At 71.8% G+C, this 16,518-nt stretch carries 16 protein-coding genes; 11 read left to right on the top strand and 5 right to left on the bottom strand.

The genetic code is table 11. The features are described 5' to 3' along the window. Positions 1 to 58: 58 nt before the first annotated feature. Together DS079_RS08560 and DS079_RS08555 are read right to left on the bottom strand one after the other, a co-directional pair. Positions 59 to 1,009, bottom strand: coding sequence for an L-lactate dehydrogenase (locus DS079_RS08560; RefSeq protein WP_126986552.1), 951 nt, complete (start codon positions 1,007 to 1,009; stop codon positions 59 to 61). 118 nt (positions 1,010 to 1,127) lie between these two features. Further along, a complete protein-coding gene (locus tag DS079_RS08555; protein WP_126986550.1) occupies positions 1,128 to 1,442 on the bottom strand; it encodes a 4a-hydroxytetrahydrobiopterin dehydratase in 315 nt (104 codons plus the stop codon). 61 nt (positions 1,443 to 1,503) lie between these two features. Between DS079_RS08555 and arfB the strand changes: the two genes are divergently transcribed. Together arfB and DS079_RS08545 are read left to right on the top strand one after the other, a co-directional pair. Further along, complete coding sequence (gene arfB, locus DS079_RS08550) at positions 1,504 to 1,944, top strand: alternative ribosome rescue aminoacyl-tRNA hydrolase ArfB (protein WP_126986548.1); 441 nt, start codon at positions 1,504 to 1,506, stop codon at positions 1,942 to 1,944. Positions 1,945 to 2,065: 121 nt separating this feature from the next. Beyond that, positions 2,066 to 2,647, top strand: coding sequence for a 1-acyl-sn-glycerol-3-phosphate acyltransferase (locus tag DS079_RS08545; protein WP_126986546.1), 582 nt, complete (start codon positions 2,066 to 2,068; stop codon positions 2,645 to 2,647). Between the two features lie 13 nt (positions 2,648 to 2,660). Here the strand turns inward: DS079_RS08545 and DS079_RS08540 are convergent, their stop codons facing one another. Then, entirely contained in the window at positions 2,661 to 3,395 is a 735-nt protein-coding gene (locus DS079_RS08540; protein ID WP_126986544.1) for a DUF429 domain-containing protein, read from the bottom strand. Positions 3,396 to 3,432: 37 nt separating this feature from the next. Here DS079_RS08540 and DS079_RS08535 point away from each other — a divergent pair, with 37 nt between their 5' ends. The 3 genes from DS079_RS08535 (at position 3,433) to DS079_RS08525 (ending at position 5,813) form a co-directional block, all read left to right on the top strand. After that, entirely contained in the window at positions 3,433 to 4,332 is a 900-nt protein-coding gene (locus tag DS079_RS08535) for a DUF3152 domain-containing protein (protein WP_126986542.1), read from the top strand. A gap of 147 nt (positions 4,333 to 4,479) precedes the next feature. After that, the gene (locus DS079_RS08530; protein ID WP_126986540.1) at positions 4,480 to 4,722 is read left to right on the top strand and encodes a PspC domain-containing protein; all 243 of its coding nucleotides are present in this window, start codon (positions 4,480 to 4,482) and stop codon (positions 4,720 to 4,722) included. 71 nt (positions 4,723 to 4,793) lie between these two features. Further along, positions 4,794 to 5,813, top strand: coding sequence for an LLM class flavin-dependent oxidoreductase (locus DS079_RS08525; protein WP_126986538.1), 1,020 nt, complete (start codon positions 4,794 to 4,796; stop codon positions 5,811 to 5,813). Between the two features lie 83 nt (positions 5,814 to 5,896). On the opposite strand, the gene DS079_RS08520 is transcribed toward DS079_RS08525, so the two are convergent. After that, on the bottom strand, positions 5,897 to 6,340 hold the full coding sequence (locus tag DS079_RS08520; protein WP_126986536.1) for a VOC family protein: 444 nt from the start codon (positions 6,338 to 6,340) through the stop codon (positions 5,897 to 5,899). Between the two features lie 155 nt (positions 6,341 to 6,495). On the opposite strand from DS079_RS08520, the gene DS079_RS08515 reads away from it, so the two are divergent. The 6 genes from DS079_RS08515 to DS079_RS08490 all read left to right on the top strand — a co-directional run bounded on the left by DS079_RS08515 (position 6,496) and on the right by DS079_RS08490 (position 15,914). Further along, a complete protein-coding gene (locus DS079_RS08515) occupies positions 6,496 to 6,972 on the top strand; it encodes a VOC family protein (protein ID WP_126986534.1) in 477 nt (158 codons plus the stop codon). Positions 6,973 to 7,113: 141 nt separating this feature from the next. Beyond that, positions 7,114 to 8,031, top strand: coding sequence for a DMT family transporter (locus DS079_RS08510; RefSeq protein WP_126986532.1), 918 nt, complete (start codon positions 7,114 to 7,116; stop codon positions 8,029 to 8,031). 333 nt (positions 8,032 to 8,364) lie between these two features. Then, positions 8,365 to 10,596, top strand: a complete 2,232-nt coding sequence (gene betT, locus DS079_RS08505; RefSeq protein WP_126986530.1) for a choline BCCT transporter BetT — start codon at positions 8,365 to 8,367, stop codon at positions 10,594 to 10,596. Further along, a complete protein-coding gene (locus DS079_RS08500; protein ID WP_126986528.1) occupies positions 10,589 to 12,073 on the top strand; it encodes an aldehyde dehydrogenase family protein in 1,485 nt (494 codons plus the stop codon). Before betT ends, DS079_RS08500 begins: the two co-directional genes overlap by 8 nt. 100 nt (positions 12,074 to 12,173) lie before the next feature. Next, positions 12,174 to 13,763, top strand: a complete 1,590-nt coding sequence (locus DS079_RS08495) for a GMC family oxidoreductase (RefSeq protein ID WP_126986526.1) — start codon at positions 12,174 to 12,176, stop codon at positions 13,761 to 13,763. 135 nt (positions 13,764 to 13,898) lie between these two features. Beyond that, the gene (locus tag DS079_RS08490) at positions 13,899 to 15,914 is read left to right on the top strand and encodes a BCCT family transporter (RefSeq protein ID WP_126986524.1); all 2,016 of its coding nucleotides are present in this window, start codon (positions 13,899 to 13,901) and stop codon (positions 15,912 to 15,914) included. Positions 15,915 to 16,022: 108 nt separating this feature from the next. On the opposite strand, the gene DS079_RS08485 is transcribed toward DS079_RS08490, so the two are convergent. Then, positions 16,023 to 16,391: a nuclear transport factor 2 family protein gene (locus tag DS079_RS08485; protein ID WP_126986522.1), complete on the bottom strand. Its 369-nt coding sequence runs from the start codon at positions 16,389 to 16,391 to the stop codon at positions 16,023 to 16,025. Positions 16,392 to 16,518 lie beyond the last annotated feature (127 nt).

Below are 16,518 nucleotides of genomic sequence, written 5' to 3'. Positions count from 1 at the left end.
AGGGGCCTCGACGCTGAGGCCTTCGGGAGGCCCTCGCCGCCTCCCGGGGTGGGCAGGGTCAGTCGCGGAGGCCCGCGGCGACCTTCTCGAGGGCGGCGGCGCTCGCGCGCAGCCGCTCCAGCTCCCCGTCGTCGAACGGGGTCTCGCGGATGGGGCGGGCGCCGGCGGAGTCGACCAGGCACGGGACCGACAGCGCGACCCCGTCGATGCCGTGGAAGTCCGAGAGCACGGGGGCGACGTTCAGCACGGCGCTCTCGTCGCCGAGGATCGCTTCGACGATCCGCACGCTGGACAGCCCGATCGCGTAGTTCGTCGCACCCTTGCCCTGGATGACCGTGTAGGCGGCGTCGCGGACGTCCACGGCGATCCGGTCGAGCTCCTCGCGGGTGAACAGCGGTGCGCCGTCGGGTCCGGCCCAGTCCAGGATCGGGACGGCGTTGATGCGCGCGGCGGACCAGAGCGGGAACTCGGTGTCTCCGTGCTCGCCGACGATCTGGGCGTGCACGGCCGAGGCGGCGACGCCCGCACGGCGGGAGAGCTCCCAGCGCAGGCGCGAGGAGTCCAGCAGCGTGCCGGAGGCGAAGACCCGCTCGGCGGGCAGTCCCGAGCCCTCGTGCGCCAGCATCGTGAGCACGTCGCAGGGGTTGGAGACGATCACGAAGATCGCGTCGGGCGCGACCTCGAGGGTGCGCTGCATGATGTCGCGGACGATCCGTGCGTTGGTGGCGGCGAGCTCGATGCGGGTCTGGCCGGGCTTCTGCTTCGCGCCCGCGGTGATGACCACGACGTGGGACCCCTCGGCGACGGAGATGTCGGCGCCGCCGACGATGTCGCTGCCGGGGGTGAACAGGGTGCCGTGGGCGAGGTCGAGCACCTCGGCCTCGGTCTTCGCCGCGTCGATGTCGTAGAGCGCGACGTGGCGGGCGGCGCCGCGGATGAGAGCGGCGTAGGCGACGCTCGAGCCGACGGCGCCGGCCCCGATGACGGTGAGCTTCGAGTTCTCGATCATGGCTCCACGATAGGAAGCGGGGATCGGGGTCACCAGGGCCGGAGGTCCCTCGTGGGCTAGGCCGATCGCCGGACGGTCCCCGGGCGATCGGCGCGCTCCTTTGCGCGACCGTCCGGGATCAGTCCGCGGCGATCGTCACCCCGAGCTCCTCGGCATGGGCGCTGACGGTCCCGGCCAGGGCGAGGTCCCGGCTGGTCACTCCGCCGACGTCGTGGCTCGAGAGGGTCACGGTGACCTCGGGATAGGTGAGAAGGATTTCGGGATGGTGGTTCGCCGCCTCGGCGGAGAGGCCGACGCGGTTCACGAACGCGAGCCCGGTCGCGAAGTCGCCGGTGTCGAAGCGTGCGGTGAGGGTCTCGTCCTCCTGGTGCCAGCCGGTGAGCCCGGCGTCGGCGATCTGCTCGGGGGTCAGGGTCTGCTTCGGATCAGCCATGCCGCCATCGTGCCCCGTCCGCGGCCGGACGGCCAGACCCTCGGCGGGGCACACTGGGGACATGGACGACCTGCGAGTGGATCCCGGCCCGGGGGCGCCCCGCGGCCTGCGCGTTCCCGCCGCGGAGCTGGTCGAGCAGTTCTCCCATGCCTCCGGACCAGGAGGCCAGGGGGTCAACACCGCCGACTCGCGGGTGCAGCTGAGCCTGGACCTCGCCGCCACCTCGGCCCTGGACGAGGTCCAGCGTGCCCGCGTGCTCGAACGTCTCGCGACCCGCACCGCCGGCACGGTCCTCACCGTCACCGCCTCCGAGCAGCGCTCGCAGCACCGGAACCGTCGGGCGGCGCGCGAGCGGCTCGCCGCGCTGCTTCGCGAGGCTGTCGCCCCGGAGGTGCCGCGTCGGGCGACCCGGCCGACGGCCGGCTCCCGCCGCCGACGCCTCGCCGCCAAGCGTCGCCGCGCCGACCTCAAGCAGACCCGCAGGCCGCCGCGGGGCGAATGAGCGGCAGGCGGGCCCTGTGGGCCGGGCCCCGACCGCACGGCGGGACCTTCGCTCGCAGACCGATCAGCCCGGACATGGGCATTCGCCCGTCCGCGCCCCGGTCAGCGCATACCCTCGCACCATGATCCGTCAGCTCATCGCACGCCTGTTCTGGGCGGTGTCGCCCTGGAGGCTCGTCGTCGAGCGCGTCCCGGACCGGCCCACGCTCTTCATCGGCGCCCCGCACACCTCCAACTGGGACTTCGTGCTCATGCTGGGGATCGCCTGGCGGCTGCGGATCAAGCTGCGCTGGCTGGGCAAGCACGACCTGTTCACCGGCTGGAAGGGACCGGTGATGCGAACGCTCGGCGGCATCCCGGTGGACCGCCGCGACCCCGCCAAGGTGGTCGACGAGGTCATCGCCCTGGTCCGCACCGGCACGGTGTTCGGGCTGGTCATCACCCCGGACGGCACGCGCGGGGCGCACACGCACTGGAAGTCCGGCTTCTACCGGATCGCGCGCGCGACGGGGCTCCCGCTCACCCTCGGCTACGTGGACCGCACCACCATGACCAGCGGGCTCGGCCCGATCATGGAGGTGACCGGGGACGTGCGCGCCGACATGGACCGCATCCGGGCCTTCTTCGCGGACAAGGCCGGCTTCGCCCCCGAACGACGGGTCGAGCCGAGGCTGCGCGAGGAGGACCTGCCCGAGACGGACTGAGCGGCGGCGCCTGCTACGCGGGCAGCCAGATCCAGCCCTCGACCAGGGCGGTCTCCCGCAGCGGGTCCGGCGGCGGAACGGCACGGCCGCGGGCGACCTCCCGGGCCATGAGCGCGGCGATCACCGCGTCCAGGACGTCGTCCTCCTCCACGCAGGCGGCGTCGTGGCCGGCCCAGTCCAGGCCGGGGAACCGCCCGCCGAGCGCCTCGACCAGTCCGCGGCGCGCCGCGCGCCCGCCTGTGCCCTTGTAGCCGCGGTGCGGAAGGCCCCACCGCCGCAGCGCCGCCGCGGGATACACCTCGCAGATCCGCCCGGACCCGTCGCGGGCGACGTCGATCCCCTCCTCCCGCAGCCGCGCCTCGATCCCGGCCCAGCGCAGCGCGGGATGGGCGATGCGGTCCGTGGAGACGCTCAGCGGGGTCAGGCCCGTGCGGGCGTGGACGGCACGGTCGGTCTCCCGCATCGCCAGTCCTCGACGCCACTCGTCCCCGGTCGACCCGGGCGGCGCGAGGGTCCCGGTCGCCTGGGCGGCGAGCAGCTCGACGAAGCGGCACGGCCAGCCGACCGGCACATCGACCCCGACCTTCCCCGCGCCGCGCACCCTCTGCGCGATGAGGGCGTCATCGACTCCTGTGCGCGCCTCCTCGAGCACGAGCACGCCGGAGGCGGGATCCTGCTCGCGCAGCACCGCGAGCCCGGTGCGACGGTCCTGGGCGGCCAGATCGAGGCCGACATAGCGCGTGGGCATCCGCCCAGGATAAGGAGCTCGCCCGTACTCTCGAGGAGTGACCGAGCCCACGCCGCACCGCCCCGTCCTCCGCCTGACGAGGCGGGGTCGCCTCGTGTGCTCGGGGCTCGTGCTGCTGGTCGTGATCGCGCTGGTGCTGCTGCTCGTCTCGCTCGTGCGCGGGGCGGGCACGCCGCCGGAGCAGCAGCAGGCCAGCACCGCCGCGGAGTCCGCGGCCCCGGAGCACGACGGGACGCCCGCCGACTCCGACGAGGGCGGCACGACCTCGGCCGAGGACGACGCCCCCGCGGCGGAGCCGACCGGCGAAGGGACCCCCGGCGAGGAGGCGACGCCGACCGACGACGCGGCGGAGAGGACCCCCGAGGCGGAGTCCCCGGAGGCGGGCGGTGACGTGGAGATGGTGCGCAGCGGGACCGTCGGCGCCGGGACCTGGACCGTCGCCGCGGCGGGGGACGCGCCGACCGAGGGCGTGCTGCGCCCCTACGCGGTGCGGGTCGAGGACGGGATCGACGTCGACGCCGAGGAGGCCGCGGAGGAGATCGCCGCCGTGCTCGCCGACGAGCGCGGCTGGCAGGGCCCTGCCGACGTCGTCTTCCACCGGGTCGCGGACCCGGCGGAGGCGGAGTTCACGATCTCGATCGGCTCCCCGCCCACGGTCGACGAGCTGTGCCTGCCAGCGAAGACCGGCGGGGTGTGGAGCTGCCGGATCGGGCCCGAGGTGGCGCTGAACTCCGACCGCTGGCTGCACGCGACCCCCACCTACGACGACCTCGCCGAGTACCGCGCGTACATGATCAACCACGAGGTGGGTCACTTCCTCGGCCACGGCCACGCGAGCTGCCCGGCCGAGGGCGCACCCGCCCCGGTCATGCTCCAGCAGTCCATCGACCTGCAGGGATGCACGCCGAACGCCTGGCCCGCCGGCGAGGAGGGCTGACAGGACCGGGCCACAGCCGCCGGGCCCGGGAGCTGCGGAACCGTCCCCGCCGCCCGGGTCCCGCCCGGCGCAGGAGCGGGAATCCCGCGCCGAGGACGGGGGCCAGCCCCAGTGCCGAGGGCCGCGGCCGCGCCTAGCCTCGATCCCATGAACTCCTTCTTCGCCACCCTCCGCGGCTTCCGCTTCCGCCGCGGCCCCCAGCGCCTCCTCGGCGGCATCGCCGGCGGCCTCGCCGAGCTCACCGGTCTGAACGTGTGGATCATGCGCCTGCTCGTGCTCGCCTCCTTCCTGCTGCCCGTGCTCGGCGTCGGCGCGTATCTCGCGGTGTGGCTGCTGACCCCCTGGCAGGACGGCACGATCCCGCTCGAGCGTCTGCTCGACCGCGGCTGATCACCGGGGAGCGTCGCTGGCTACGATGAGCGCACCGCGCCCCAGTGCGTCCTGCTCCGGAAGGCCCCCCGATGCCCGATCGCTCCCGTTCCCTGCGCCGCCTCGGCTTCCTCACCATCGGCCTGTTCGATCCGGCCGATCCCGCGGTCGGGCACGAGTCGACCCTGTCGCTCATCGAGCTCGGCGAGGAGCTCGGCCTCGACAGCGCCTGGCTGCGCCACCGCCACCTGCAGTTCGGGATCTCCTCCCCGATCGCGGTGATGGCCGCGGCGAGCCAGCGCACCTCCCGGATCGAGCTGGGCACCGCGGTGACGCCTCTGGGCTGGGAGAACCCGCTGCGCCTCGCGGAGGACCTCGCGACCGTCGACGTGCTCTCCAGCGGCCGGATCAATCCCGGCGTCAGCGTCGGCACCCCGATGCAGTACGACACCGTCAAGGACGCCCTCTACCCGGACACCGCAGAGGTCGAGGACTTCTCCAAGACCAGGGTGGAGCGTCTCGCGGGCCTGCTCGCCGGCGAGCGGGTGCGGGAGCTGGAGGGGAAGCAGGGCGTGGTCGAGGAGTACTCCTCCCGCGTCGAGCCCCACTCCCCCGGTCTGCGAGAGCGGCTCTGGTACGGCGCCGGGTCCCTCGACTCCGCCGTCTGGGCCGGGGAGCACGGCCTGCACCTGCTCTCCTCGAGCGTCCTCTTCCCCGGCCCCGACGCGGAGCCGGACTTCGCCGCGGTCCAGGCCGCACAGATCCGCGCCTTCCGCGCCGCGGGCGGCACCCGCGCCTCGCAGGGCCTGGTCGTGATCCCCACCGACTCGGCGTCGACCGACCAGGCGGAGCGCTACCGCGCCTATTCCGCCGAGCGCCTGCCGCGCACCCGCACCCCGCAGGGTCCGCGCCGGATGATGTTCGCCCCGGACCTGGTGGGCACGAGCGAGGAGATCGCCGAGCAGCTGTGGGCGCACGAGGGCTTCCGCGAGGTCGACGAAGTCGCCTTCGCGCTCCCCTTCAGCTTCACCCATGAGGACTACGTGCAGATCCTCACCGACATCGCCACTCGGCTCGGACCGGCGCTCGGCTGGACCCCGGCGAGCGCCTGAGGGGCGACGAGCCCGACGGCACGCCGTGCCGCGTCCCGTCGGCCGCTCCACCGATCGCGTCGGCCCGGCGCCGACCCTCCGGCTCAGTCCCCCGTCCCGCCCAGCTGCTCGGCGAGCATGACCAGGATCCCGCTCGGGCCGCGCAGGTAGGTCAGGCGGTACACGTCCTCGTAGGTCGCCACGCCCCGCACGGGACGGCAGCCGTGACGCGCCGCGATCTCGAGCGCCGCGTCGAGGTCCTCGACCCGGAAGGCGACGCGGTGCATGCCGATCTCGTGCGGCTGCGTCGGGGCGGCCTCGATCGCCTCGGGGTGGAGGTACTCGAACAGCTCCAGCTGCCCGCTCCCGTCGGGCACTCCGAGCAGCGCGATCCGCACGTGGTTGCCGTCCAGCCCCACGGCGGTCGATGCCCACTCGCCGCGGACGGTGTCCCTGCCGAGCACGGTCAGGCCCAAGTCGGTGAAGAAGGCGATCGCCTCCTCGAGATCGCGCACCGCGATCCCGACGTTCTCCATGTGGATGCTCATGCCGTGGACAGTAGACCCGCCCCGCCGCGGAGGACAGACCCCGCAGTGCGCAGGATCGGACCTACCTGCGGCGGCGGCGCGGGCCTACTGTGAGCGCACGACGGGCCGCCGGCCCGCACCGACCCGCAGCACCGACACTGCAGGAGGACAGCCCCATGACCACCATCGGCACCTGTCTCTGGTTCGACGGCCGCATCGACGAGGCCGCCGAGTTCTACGTCTCCCTCGTCGAGGACTCCCGGATCCTCCAGCGCACCGTCTACGAGGCCGGCGGCGGCCCGCCGGACGGTCCCGATATGACCGGTCAGGCGCTCACCGTCGACCTGGTGCTCGGCGGCGTGCCGTACACGCTGCTGAACGGCGGGCCCGCCTTCCCGCTGTCGGAGGCGGTCTCGATCATGCTCACCGTCGAGTCGCAGGAGGAGGTCGACCGGCTGCGGGAGGCGCTGATCGCCAACGGCGGCGCGGAGTCGCAGTGCGGCTGGTGCCGTGACCGCTTCGGCCTGTCCTGGCAGGTGATCCCGCAGCGACTGAACGAGCTGCTGCAGGGCCCGCACGCCGAGGCGGTGACGCGCGAGATGATGACGCAGACGAAGCTCGACGTCGCCCGGCTCGAGGCCGCCGCCGGCTGAGCGGACCGCACCGCCCGACAGCAGGCGGGACGCCCGCGCCGCCCGCCGACGGGGCGTTCCGACCTGCGGGCGGGCCGACCGAGCCGTGAGACCCGCGCCGGCGTTTCGCCCTCGCGTCCGACGGAGGAGCACGATGGCGGCATGCCCTCCCCCGTCGCCCCGGCCGCACCGTCCCGCCCGGCGCTGCCCTGGCTCGCCGCCGCCGCGGTGATGCTGCTGTGGGCGTCCTCCTTCATCGTCATCCGCTTCTCCGGTGCGCACCTCTCCCCCGGGGCGATGACGCTGCTGCGGATGGTGACCGCGGCGGCGGTGATGCTCCCGCTCGTGCTGACCGGGCGGGTGCGGACGCCGCGGAGCGGCAGGATGTGGGCCGGGGTGCTCGCCTGGGGCGTGACCTGGTTCTGCGTGTACTCGGTGGTGCTCAACGCCTCGGAGCTGTTCCTGGATCCCGCGACCGCCGCGATGCTCGTGAACCTCGCGCCGCTGATCGTGGCCGTCGCCTCCGGCGTGCTGCTCGGCGAGGGGCTGTCCCCACGGCTGCTCGTCGGCGTCGTGATCGCGCTGTGCGGGATCGGGCTGATCACCCTGGCCACCTCGACCGGGCACGTGGAGGGGCCGGGGCTCGTGCTCGGGCTGCTCGCGGCCGTGCTCTACGCCGGCAGCGTGCTGGGGCAGAAGCCGCTGCTGGCTCACATCGACTCGACCTCGATGACCGTCGTCGGGATGACGGCGGGGATGCTGGCCTGCCTGCCCTTCGCCCCGCAGCTCGTCGCGGAGCTGGGCCGCGCCCCGGCCTCGGCGATCGCAGCGGTCGTGTACATGGGCGTGCTGCCCACCGCGGCCGCCTTCCTGCTGTGGGGCTACGCCCTCACCCACACGCCGGCCGGGGTGCTCACCTCCTCGTCCCTGATCGTCCCCGCGATCACGGTGGTGCTCGCCTGGACGATCCTCGGCGAGGTGCCGCCGCCGCTCGCCGCGCTCGGCGGCGTGCTGTGCCTGACCGGCGCCGCGATCGCGATCCTGCCCGCGATGCTCGCCTCCCTGCGCTCCCGGACGTGAGCGCGGCCACCCTCCTCACCGGCCCGACGGCGCGCGCGGCGCGGGGAGCGCACGGACATCGCAGGACGAGGGAGTCCACCTACCGCCTCACTGCGCAGGTCAGGGCGATCCCGGGACGATCCCGGCAATCCCGCGCAGCTGCCTGACTGGTTCCTCACGAATCGTCCATGGAACTGGAGCATCCGACAATCCGTTCCTAGAGTCGTGCTCGGTCGGCGGCCAGGGACAGCGTCCGCGCAGGAGCAGCGGTCCTCGCTCGCCGAGCCGGATCTCCCCGCCCGATCGCTCGTACCGCGAGCGGTCCTGTCCCGAGCGTCGACCGAGAGGATCGTGATGGCCGAGGCCCCGCCCGCCCCCAGCGCACAGAAGGAGGGAGGCGCCCGGCCCGCGCACTCCCGCGTCAACCTGCCCGTCTTCGCCGGCACCTCCGTGATCATCGTGGCGTTCGTGCTCTTCGCCGCGATCTGGCCCGGAGCCGCCGAGACCGCGATCTTCGGCTCGATGGCCTGGATCGCGACGAACTTCGGCTGGTACTACGTCCTGACCGCCGCGATCGTGGTCGTCTTCGTGCTGCTCGTGGCGCTCTCCCGCGTGGGCCGCACCCGGATGGGCCCGGATCATTCCGTGCCGAAGTACAACCTCTTCACCTGGGCGGCGATGCTCTTCGCGGCCGGCATCGGCGTGGACCTGATGTTCTTCGGCATCTCGGGCCCGGCCACGAACCTCCTCACCCCGCCCGATGCGCCGGCGGGCTCCGACGAGGCCGCCCGGATGGCGACGATCTGGACGATCTTCCACTACGGCATCCCCGGGTGGGCGATGTACGCGCTGATGGGCATGGCCTTCGGCCTGTTCGCCTATCGCTACCACCTGCCGCTGTCGATCCGCTCGGCGCTCGCACCGATCTTCGGCCGGCGCATCCACGGCGCCGTCGGCCATGTCGCCGAGATCGGCTCGACGATCGGCACGATCTTCGGGATCTCCGTCTCCCTCGGCATCGGCGTGGTGTTCCTGAACTACGGGCTCTCCGCCCTGTTCGGGATCCCGAACTCGATCGCGGTGCAGATCGCGCTGATGGCGCTCGCGGTCGGCATCACGATCGTCTCGACCGTCTCCGGCGTCGACAAGGGCATCCGTCGCCTCTCCGAGCTCAACGTGCTGCTGGCGATCGCACTGATGCTGTGGGTGCTCTTCTCCGGGCAGACCCACCAGCTGCTCAACGCCCTCGTCCAGAACATCGGCGACTTCTTCTCCCGCTTCCCCGGGATGATGATGAACACCTTCGCCTACACCGACGGCGCCGCCGACTACCCCTCCGACCAGTGGATGGCGGACTGGACCCTGTTCTTCTGGGCGTGGTGGATCGCCTGGGCGCCCTTCGTGAGCCTGTTCCTGGCGCGCATCTCCCGTGGCCGCACCCTTCGCGAGTTCGTCGTCGGCGTGCTGCTGATCCCCTTCTCGTTCATCCTGCTGTGGGTGTCGATCTTCGGGAACGCCGCGCTGAGCTTCGCAGGCGACGGAGATTTCCTCGACCTCGCCGTGAACCAGCCCGAGTCCGGCTTCTTCAACCTGCTCGAGCAGTACCCGGGCGCGCTCTTCACCGTCTCGCTCGCCGTGGTGACGGGATTGTTCTTCTACGTCACCTCCGCGGACTCCGGCTCGCTGGTGATGGCGAACATGACCTCGAAGGCCTCCACCACGGACTCCGACGGCCCGCCCTGGCTGCGGATCGTATGGGCCGTGATCACCGGCGCGCTCACCGTCGTGATGCTCTTCATCGACGGGGTGTACACCCTTCAGGCCGCGACCGTGGTGGTGGGCCTGCCGCTGTCGATACTGGTGTATCTGGTGATGTTCAGCCTGTGGAAGGTGCTGCGCACCGAGCAGATGGACCTCGACGCCCGCACCGCGGCCCTGCCCGGCGTGCTCACCTCCCGGGTGCGCGGCGGCGAGTCCCACGACCGCGTCCCGTGGCAGCAGCGCCTGCGGGGCCGCATGTCCTACGCCGACGAGGGCAGGGCCCGCGCCTTCGTTGCGGAGGTCGCGACCCCCGCCGTCGAGGAGGTCGCCTCGGAGCTGCGCGCACTCGGCGCGGACGTCTCCTGCCATCGCGGCGAACATCCCGACCACGGCGTGCCGTACATCGACCTGGTCGTCTCGTTCCCGCATGCCGAGGACTTCAAGTACCAGGCCTACCCGGTCGCGTACTCGGTGCCGAGCTTCGCCGCGAACCTCTCCACCGTGCGGGACGTCTACTACCGCATCGAGATCTTCTCGCGCACCGGCTCCCGCGGACGCGACATCATGGGGTACACGAAGGAGCAGGTCATCAGCGACGTCCTGGACGCCTACGACGCTCACATCATGTACTTGACGATGAGCGACGAGATCGGCACCGCCACCGGCACGATCCCTGTCACCGCCCCGGACACCTGGGACGACGCCGACCACGTCGACGCCGAGCCCGAGAGCGCCCAGGGTGAGGACCACCGGTCCGATGCGACCCAGCCCGACCAGCCCACCGACCCCGCCACCGCGCGGACGACGAAGGAGAACCATGACTGAGAGCCCCGCGACCCTGTTCATCGACGGCGCCTGGGTGCCGTCCTCCACCGGTGAGACCCGCACGATCACCTGTCCGGCCGACGGCTCCGAGGTGGGCGTGGTCTCCGAGGCCGGCGCCGAGGACGTCGAGCGCGCGATCCTCGCCGCCCGCGCCGCCTTCGAGCGCGGCGAGTGGTCCGGCACCCCGGCCGCCCAGCGCGGCGACTTCCTGCTGCGCGTCGCGGACCGCCTGGCCGAGCGGAAGGACGAGTTCGCCCGCGCCGAGGCGCAGGACACCGGCAAGCGCCTGGTCGAGGCCGAGGGCGACATGGACGACATCGCCTCCTGCTTCCGCTACTTCGGGAAGATCGCCGACCAGGACCCGGGCCGTCTGGTCGACGCGGGCGATGCCGCGGTGATCTCCCGCGTGGTCCGCGAGCCCGTCGGCGTGTGCGGCATGATCACGCCGTGGAACTTCCCGCTGCTGCAGGCCGCGTGGAAGATCGCCCCCGCGCTCGCAGCCGGCAACGCCTTCGTGCTCAAGCCCGCCGAGCTCACCCCGCACACCACGATGCTGATGATGGAGGTGCTCGACGAGCTCGGGCTCCCGAAGGGCGTGGCGAACCTGGTGCTCGGCGACGGCGGCACCGTCGGCGCCCCGCTGTCCTCCCACCCGGAGATCGACCTGGTCTCCTTCACGGGCGGACTGGTCACCGGGCGGAAGATCGCCGAGTCCGCCGCGAAGGGGATCAAGAAGGTCGCCCTCGAGCTCGGCGGGAAGAACCCCAACGTCGTCTTCGCCGACGCGGACTACGAGGCGGCGCTCGACAACGCGCTGAACGCCGGCTTCCTCGACTCGGGCCTGGTGTGCTCGGCGGGCACGCGTCTGATCATCCACGAGTCCATCGCCGAGCGGTTCGTCGACGACCTCGTCGCCCGCGCCGAGGGCATCGTCATGGGTGGCCCGTTCGACGAGAGCGCGGAGACCGGTCCGCTGATCTCGAAGGCCCACCGCGAGAAGGTCACCGACTACGTGAAGCGCGGCGTCGAGGCCGGGGCGCGGCTGCGCACCGGCGGCCACTGGGGCGGCCCCGAGCACGAGAAGGGCTTCTTCTACGCCCCGACGGTGCTGGACCGCTGCACCCGGGACAACCCTGCCGTGATCGAGGAGGGCTTCGGCCCGGTGATCACGGTGGAGACCTTCTCCACCGAGCAGGAGGCGATCGAGATCGCCAACCACACCGAGTACGGCCTGGCCGGCGCGGTGTGGACCTCCGACGCGGGCACCGCGAACCGGGTCTCGCGCGCGCTGCGCCACGGCACGATCTGGATCAACGACTACCACCCCTACCTGCCGCAGGCGGAGTGGGGCGGCTTCAAGATGTCCGGGTTCGGGCGCGAGCTCGGCCCCACGGGTCTCGAGGAGTACACCGAGGCCAAGCACATCTACCAGAACACCGAGCCGGCCGTCTCCGGCTGGTTCCCCCGCAAGGGCTGACCGCCCCCGTGCACGCTCCCGCGCACCCCGCTCCGGTGGGCGCGGGAGCGTGCGCGCCCTCGCACGTCCCCACCGTCCCCTTCATCAGGAAGCAGGAGAGATGACCCGCAAGGACCTCACGTCCGAGAACCCCATCGCCGAGTACGACTACATCGTGGTCGGCGGCGGCTCCGCCGGAGCCGTCGTCGCCGCCCGCCTGAGCGAGGACCCGAGCCTCGAGGTGGCCCTGCTCGAGGCCGGCCCGCACGACCTCGACCACGAGGAGGTGCTGCAGCTGAAGCGCTGGCCCGAGCTGCTGGAGTCCGGGCTGGACTGGGACTACCCGATCGAGCCGCAGGAGAACGGCAACTCCTTCATGCGCCACGCCCGGGCCAAGGTGCTGGGCGGCTGCTCCTCACACAACTCCTGCATCGCCTTCCACCCGCCGGCGGAGGACATGGACCTGTGGGAGCGCCTCGGCGCCGAGGGCTGGGGCTCGAAGGACATGCTCCCGCTCATCGAGCGCCTGGAGAACAACCGCGACCGCGAGGGCGCCGGCCACGGCAGCGAGGGCCCCGTCGAGCTGATGGACGCCCCGGCCGACGACAAGCTCGGCATCGCCCTGCTCGACGCGTGCGAGCAGGCCGGGATCCCCCGCGCCCGCTTCAACGACTTCTCCACCGTCGTCAACGGCGCGAACTGGTTCCAGGTCAACCGCCAGGCCGACGGCACCCGCGCCTCCTCCTCCGTCTCCTACCTCCACCCGATCCGGGACCGGGAGAACCTGCACGTCCTCACAGGGCACCAGGTCATGCAGGTCCTCTTCGACGAGGACCAGCGGGCCACGGGCGTGGAGTACATCGACAACTCCTTCGACCGCTCCTCGATCATGAACGCCCGCAGGGAGGTCATCCTCTCCGCCGGCGCGATCGACTCGCCGAAGCTGCTGATGCTCTCCGGGATCGGCCCCGCCGATCACCTGCGCGAGGTGGGCATCGAGGTGCGCGTGGACTCCCCCGGCGTCGGCTCGAACCTGCAGGACCACCCCGAGGCGGTCATCTCCTGGGAGTCGACGCAGAAGATGACGCGCGAGTCCACCCAGTGGTGGGAGATCGGGATCTTCACCCCCACCGAGGAGGGCCTGGACCTGCCGGACCTGATGATGCACTACGGCTCGGTGCCCTTCGACATGCACACCCGCCGCCAGGGCTATCCCACCTCCCCGGAGTCCTTCGCCCTGACCCCGAACGTCACCCACGCGCGCTCCCGCGGCACGGTGCGACTGCGCTCGATCGACTACCGCGACAAGCCGAAGGTCGATCCGCGCTACTTCACCGACGAGGAAGGCCACGACATGCGTGTGGCCGTCGCGGGCATCCGCAAGGCCCGCGAGATCGTCGCCCAGTCCGGGATGGACGCCTACCGCGGCCGGGAGCTGTTCCCGGGCGAGGACGTGCAGAGCGACGAGGAGATCGCCGACTACGTCTCGACGACCCACAACACCGTCTACCACCCGGCCGGGACGGTGCGGATGGGCGCCGCCGACGACGAGATGTCGCCGCTGGACCCGCAGCTGCGGGTCAAGGGCGTCAAGGGCCTGCGGGTCGTGGACGGCTCGGTCATGCCGCAGCTGGTCGCGGTGAACCCCAACATCACCACGATGCTGATCGGCGAGCGCGCCTCCGACCTCATCCGGGGTGCGCAGGGCTGACCCGCCCCCGCGGGGCCTGATCCGCGCACCCCGAGACCGTGGCCCGCGACAGAGCCGGGCAGGGCCGTCCATCGGCACTGCCCGGCTTCGCGGCATCCGCAGCCCGATTCGCCTCCCCTCGAGAACGGAGCCTATGTGAACACCGAGGACGACCCCCGCCAGAGCACGGAGCACCCTGACCACCCCGTGCCGCGACGACGAGTCGGCCGCCGCTCGGACAAGCTGGCGACCTTCGACTACGCACGACCCGAGTACCCCCACAACATCCACCCGGCCCTGGTGCCCGGCATCGCCGTCGACGAGCAGCGCCGCCGCTACAGCATCGACAAGTTCGTCCTCGCCGTGGCCGGAGTCCTCGCCGTCGCATTCGTGATCTGGGGCATCGTCGCCACCGACAGCGTCAGCGTGGTCGCGAACGCGGCCTACGGCTGGGTGATGGAGCACCTGGGGTGGCTGTTCAACGCCGTCGCCACCATCGTGCTGGTGACCATGCTCGTCCTGGCCTTCACCCGCTACGGCAGGATCCCGCTGGGCAAGGACGAGGAGCGTCCCGAGTTCTCGACCTTCAGCTGGGTGGCAATGCTGTTCGCCGCCGGGCTCGGCATCGGCGTGATGTTCTGGGGCCCCTCGGAGCCGCTGACGTACTTCCTGTCCCCGCCGCCGCTGACGAATGAGCCGGAGTCCACCGAGGCCATGCACCGGGCCCTGGCGCAGACCTACTTCCACTGGGGCTTCCACGCCTGGGCGATCTACGCGCTGGTGGGCGGCGCGGTCGCCTATTCCGCGTACCGACGCGGCCGCACCCTGCTGATGTCCTCCGTGTTCGAGCGCCTCTTCGGCAAGAGCCGCTCCGAGGGCTGGGCCGGTCAGCTGGTGGACATCTTCGCGATCATCGCCACCCTGTTCGGCACCGCCGCGGCCCTGGGCATCGCCGCCCTGCAGATCGGCGAGGGCGTCGTCGTCGTCTCGGGCGTCTCCGAGCTGACCAACACGGTGCTGGTGCTGATCATCGGCGTGCTCTCGATCGGCTTCGTGATCTCGGCGGTCTCGGGGGTCTCCCGCGGCATCCGCTACCTCTCCAACATCAACATCGTGCTCACCATCGGCTTCGCCGGGCTGATCTTCCTGCTCGGCCCCACGCTGCTGCTGCTGAACCTGGTGCCCTCCGGGGTCATGGAGTACTTCAACTCGATGCTGGAGATGATGGGCCGCTCGGCCTCCTGGGGCCAGGACACGCTCGACTTCCAGTCCGCCTGGACCGTCTACTACTGGGCCTGGTGGATCTCCTGGTCGCCCTTCGTCGGCATCTTCATCGCCCGCATCTCCCGCGGGCGCACGATCCGCCAGTTCATCCTGGGCGTCATCTTCATCCCCTCCGCCCTGCTGTTCGTGGCCTACGGCGTGATGGGCGGCACCGCCATCTCCATGTACCGCAATGGGAAGCTCGGGGAGATCGAGACCGTGAACCCGGCCCAGGTGCTGTTCGACATGGTGGAGAACCTGCCGTTCTCGCAGTTCATGCCGGTGCTGATCATGGCGATCCTGGCGATCTTCTTCATCACCGCCGCGGACTCCGCCTCGGTGGTGATGGGGATCCTCACCACGCGCGGCAGCCAGAACCCGCCCAAGCTGGTGGTGGTGTTCTGGGGCATGGTGATGGGCGGCATCTCCCTGGTGATGCTGCTGCTGGGCGACGAGACCGCGCTGGAGGGCCTGCAGTCGCTGGTGATCATCACCGCGGTGCCCTTCGCGATCATCGTGCTGCTGCTGATCATCGCCTGGTTCCGGGAGCTGAACACCGATCCCCGCACGCTGCGCGAGAAGTACGCGGACACCGCCCTGCGCAACGCCATCGTGACGGGCGTGGACAAGTACGACGACGACTTCGAGCTCCACGTGGTCCCCTCCGAGCCCGGGACCGGCGCCGGGGCGGACGTCGAGTCCACGCATGCGGACTACACCGACTGGTACCGCCGTACTGATGAGGACGGCAGGCCCGTGGGGTACGACTTCGAGACCGACACCTGGGCCGACGGCTGGGAGCCGGAGATGGCGGACGACGGCACCGGCGGCGCGGACGCCGCCCGCACCGACTCCGACGACACCACCGCCGGCGACGGCGGCAACGGCACGAGGAGGGGCCAGTCATGACATCGGTCAGGCCGAGAAGCAGCCCCTGGCCCACGCGGAGGACGTCCGGCACTTCGCAGAGCACGGCACGGACGTGCGTGAGGAGGAGGGCCGACGGGCTGAACGAGCTCAGCGGGCGGCGGGGGTGTCCTGGCTGAAGGTGTTCCACCACCGATCCCCGCGCCGCTGCCAGAGCGAGGTGATGAAGAAGGTCTCCGCGGCCTGCTCGCGCGGGGCGCGGGCGTCGGCCCGGTAGCTCAGCAGCACAGCGTCCTGCCCCACCCGCAGCAGCCGCGCCTCGGACAGCGCGAAGTCCGCGGTGATCGGCCCGTCGGCCAGCTGGGCGAGATGGCGCTCCAGGTCGTTGACCCCATCGGTGTCCACGCCGAGGAAGTCCGGAGGCAGCAGCTCCCGCTCGGCCGCGACGTCCCCCGTGACCTGCGCCTGCCACACCTGCTCCTCGAGGGCGAGGAAGAACTGCACGTCGTCGGGTTCCATACGCTCATCGTGCCATTGCCCCCGGGCGTCGGCGCGCACCGGCGGCACGCAGGGGCGGCGCACCGCTGCAGGACCGACGGCTTCGCGATGTCGAAGCGGGATCTCGCCGAGCTGCTGGAGGCGATCC

The sequence above is a fragment of the Brachybacterium paraconglomeratum genome, from assembly GCF_003994255.1.
Taxonomy (GTDB): domain Bacteria; phylum Actinomycetota; class Actinomycetes; order Actinomycetales; family Dermabacteraceae; genus Brachybacterium; species Brachybacterium conglomeratum.
Note: the sequence above shows the minus strand (reverse complement) of the source record. Positions and strands in the feature narration are given on the sequence as shown.

What these genes read in the sequence shown, in the direction of transcription:
- DS079_RS08560 (WP_126986552.1), bottom strand. Translation starts at nt 1,009, where the DNA reads ATGATCGAGAACTCGAAGCTCACCGTCATCGGGGCCGGCGCCGTCGGC.
- DS079_RS08555 (WP_126986550.1), bottom strand. Translation starts at nt 1,442, where the DNA reads ATGGCTGATCCGAAGCAGACCCTGACCCCCGAGCAGATCGCCGACGCC.
- arfB (WP_126986548.1), top strand. Translation starts at nt 1,504, where the DNA reads ATGGACGACCTGCGAGTGGATCCCGGCCCGGGGGCGCCCCGCGGCCTG.
- DS079_RS08545 (WP_126986546.1), top strand. Translation starts at nt 2,066, where the DNA reads ATGATCCGTCAGCTCATCGCACGCCTGTTCTGGGCGGTGTCGCCCTGG.
- DS079_RS08540 (WP_126986544.1), bottom strand. Translation starts at nt 3,395, where the DNA reads ATGCCCACGCGCTATGTCGGCCTCGATCTGGCCGCCCAGGACCGTCGC.
- DS079_RS08530 (WP_126986540.1), top strand. Translation starts at nt 4,480, where the DNA reads ATGAACTCCTTCTTCGCCACCCTCCGCGGCTTCCGCTTCCGCCGCGGC.
- DS079_RS08525 (WP_126986538.1), top strand. Translation starts at nt 4,794, where the DNA reads ATGCCCGATCGCTCCCGTTCCCTGCGCCGCCTCGGCTTCCTCACCATC.
- DS079_RS08520 (WP_126986536.1), bottom strand. Translation starts at nt 6,340, where the DNA reads ATGAGCATCCACATGGAGAACGTCGGGATCGCGGTGCGCGATCTCGAG.
- DS079_RS08515 (WP_126986534.1), top strand. Translation starts at nt 6,496, where the DNA reads ATGACCACCATCGGCACCTGTCTCTGGTTCGACGGCCGCATCGACGAG.
- DS079_RS08510 (WP_126986532.1), top strand. Translation starts at nt 7,114, where the DNA reads ATGCCCTCCCCCGTCGCCCCGGCCGCACCGTCCCGCCCGGCGCTGCCC.
- betT (WP_126986530.1), top strand. Translation starts at nt 8,365, where the DNA reads ATGGCCGAGGCCCCGCCCGCCCCCAGCGCACAGAAGGAGGGAGGCGCC.
- DS079_RS08500 (WP_126986528.1), top strand. Translation starts at nt 10,589, where the DNA reads ATGACTGAGAGCCCCGCGACCCTGTTCATCGACGGCGCCTGGGTGCCG.
- DS079_RS08495 (WP_126986526.1), top strand. Translation starts at nt 12,174, where the DNA reads ATGACCCGCAAGGACCTCACGTCCGAGAACCCCATCGCCGAGTACGAC.
- DS079_RS08485 (WP_126986522.1), bottom strand. Translation starts at nt 16,391, where the DNA reads ATGGAACCCGACGACGTGCAGTTCTTCCTCGCCCTCGAGGAGCAGGTG.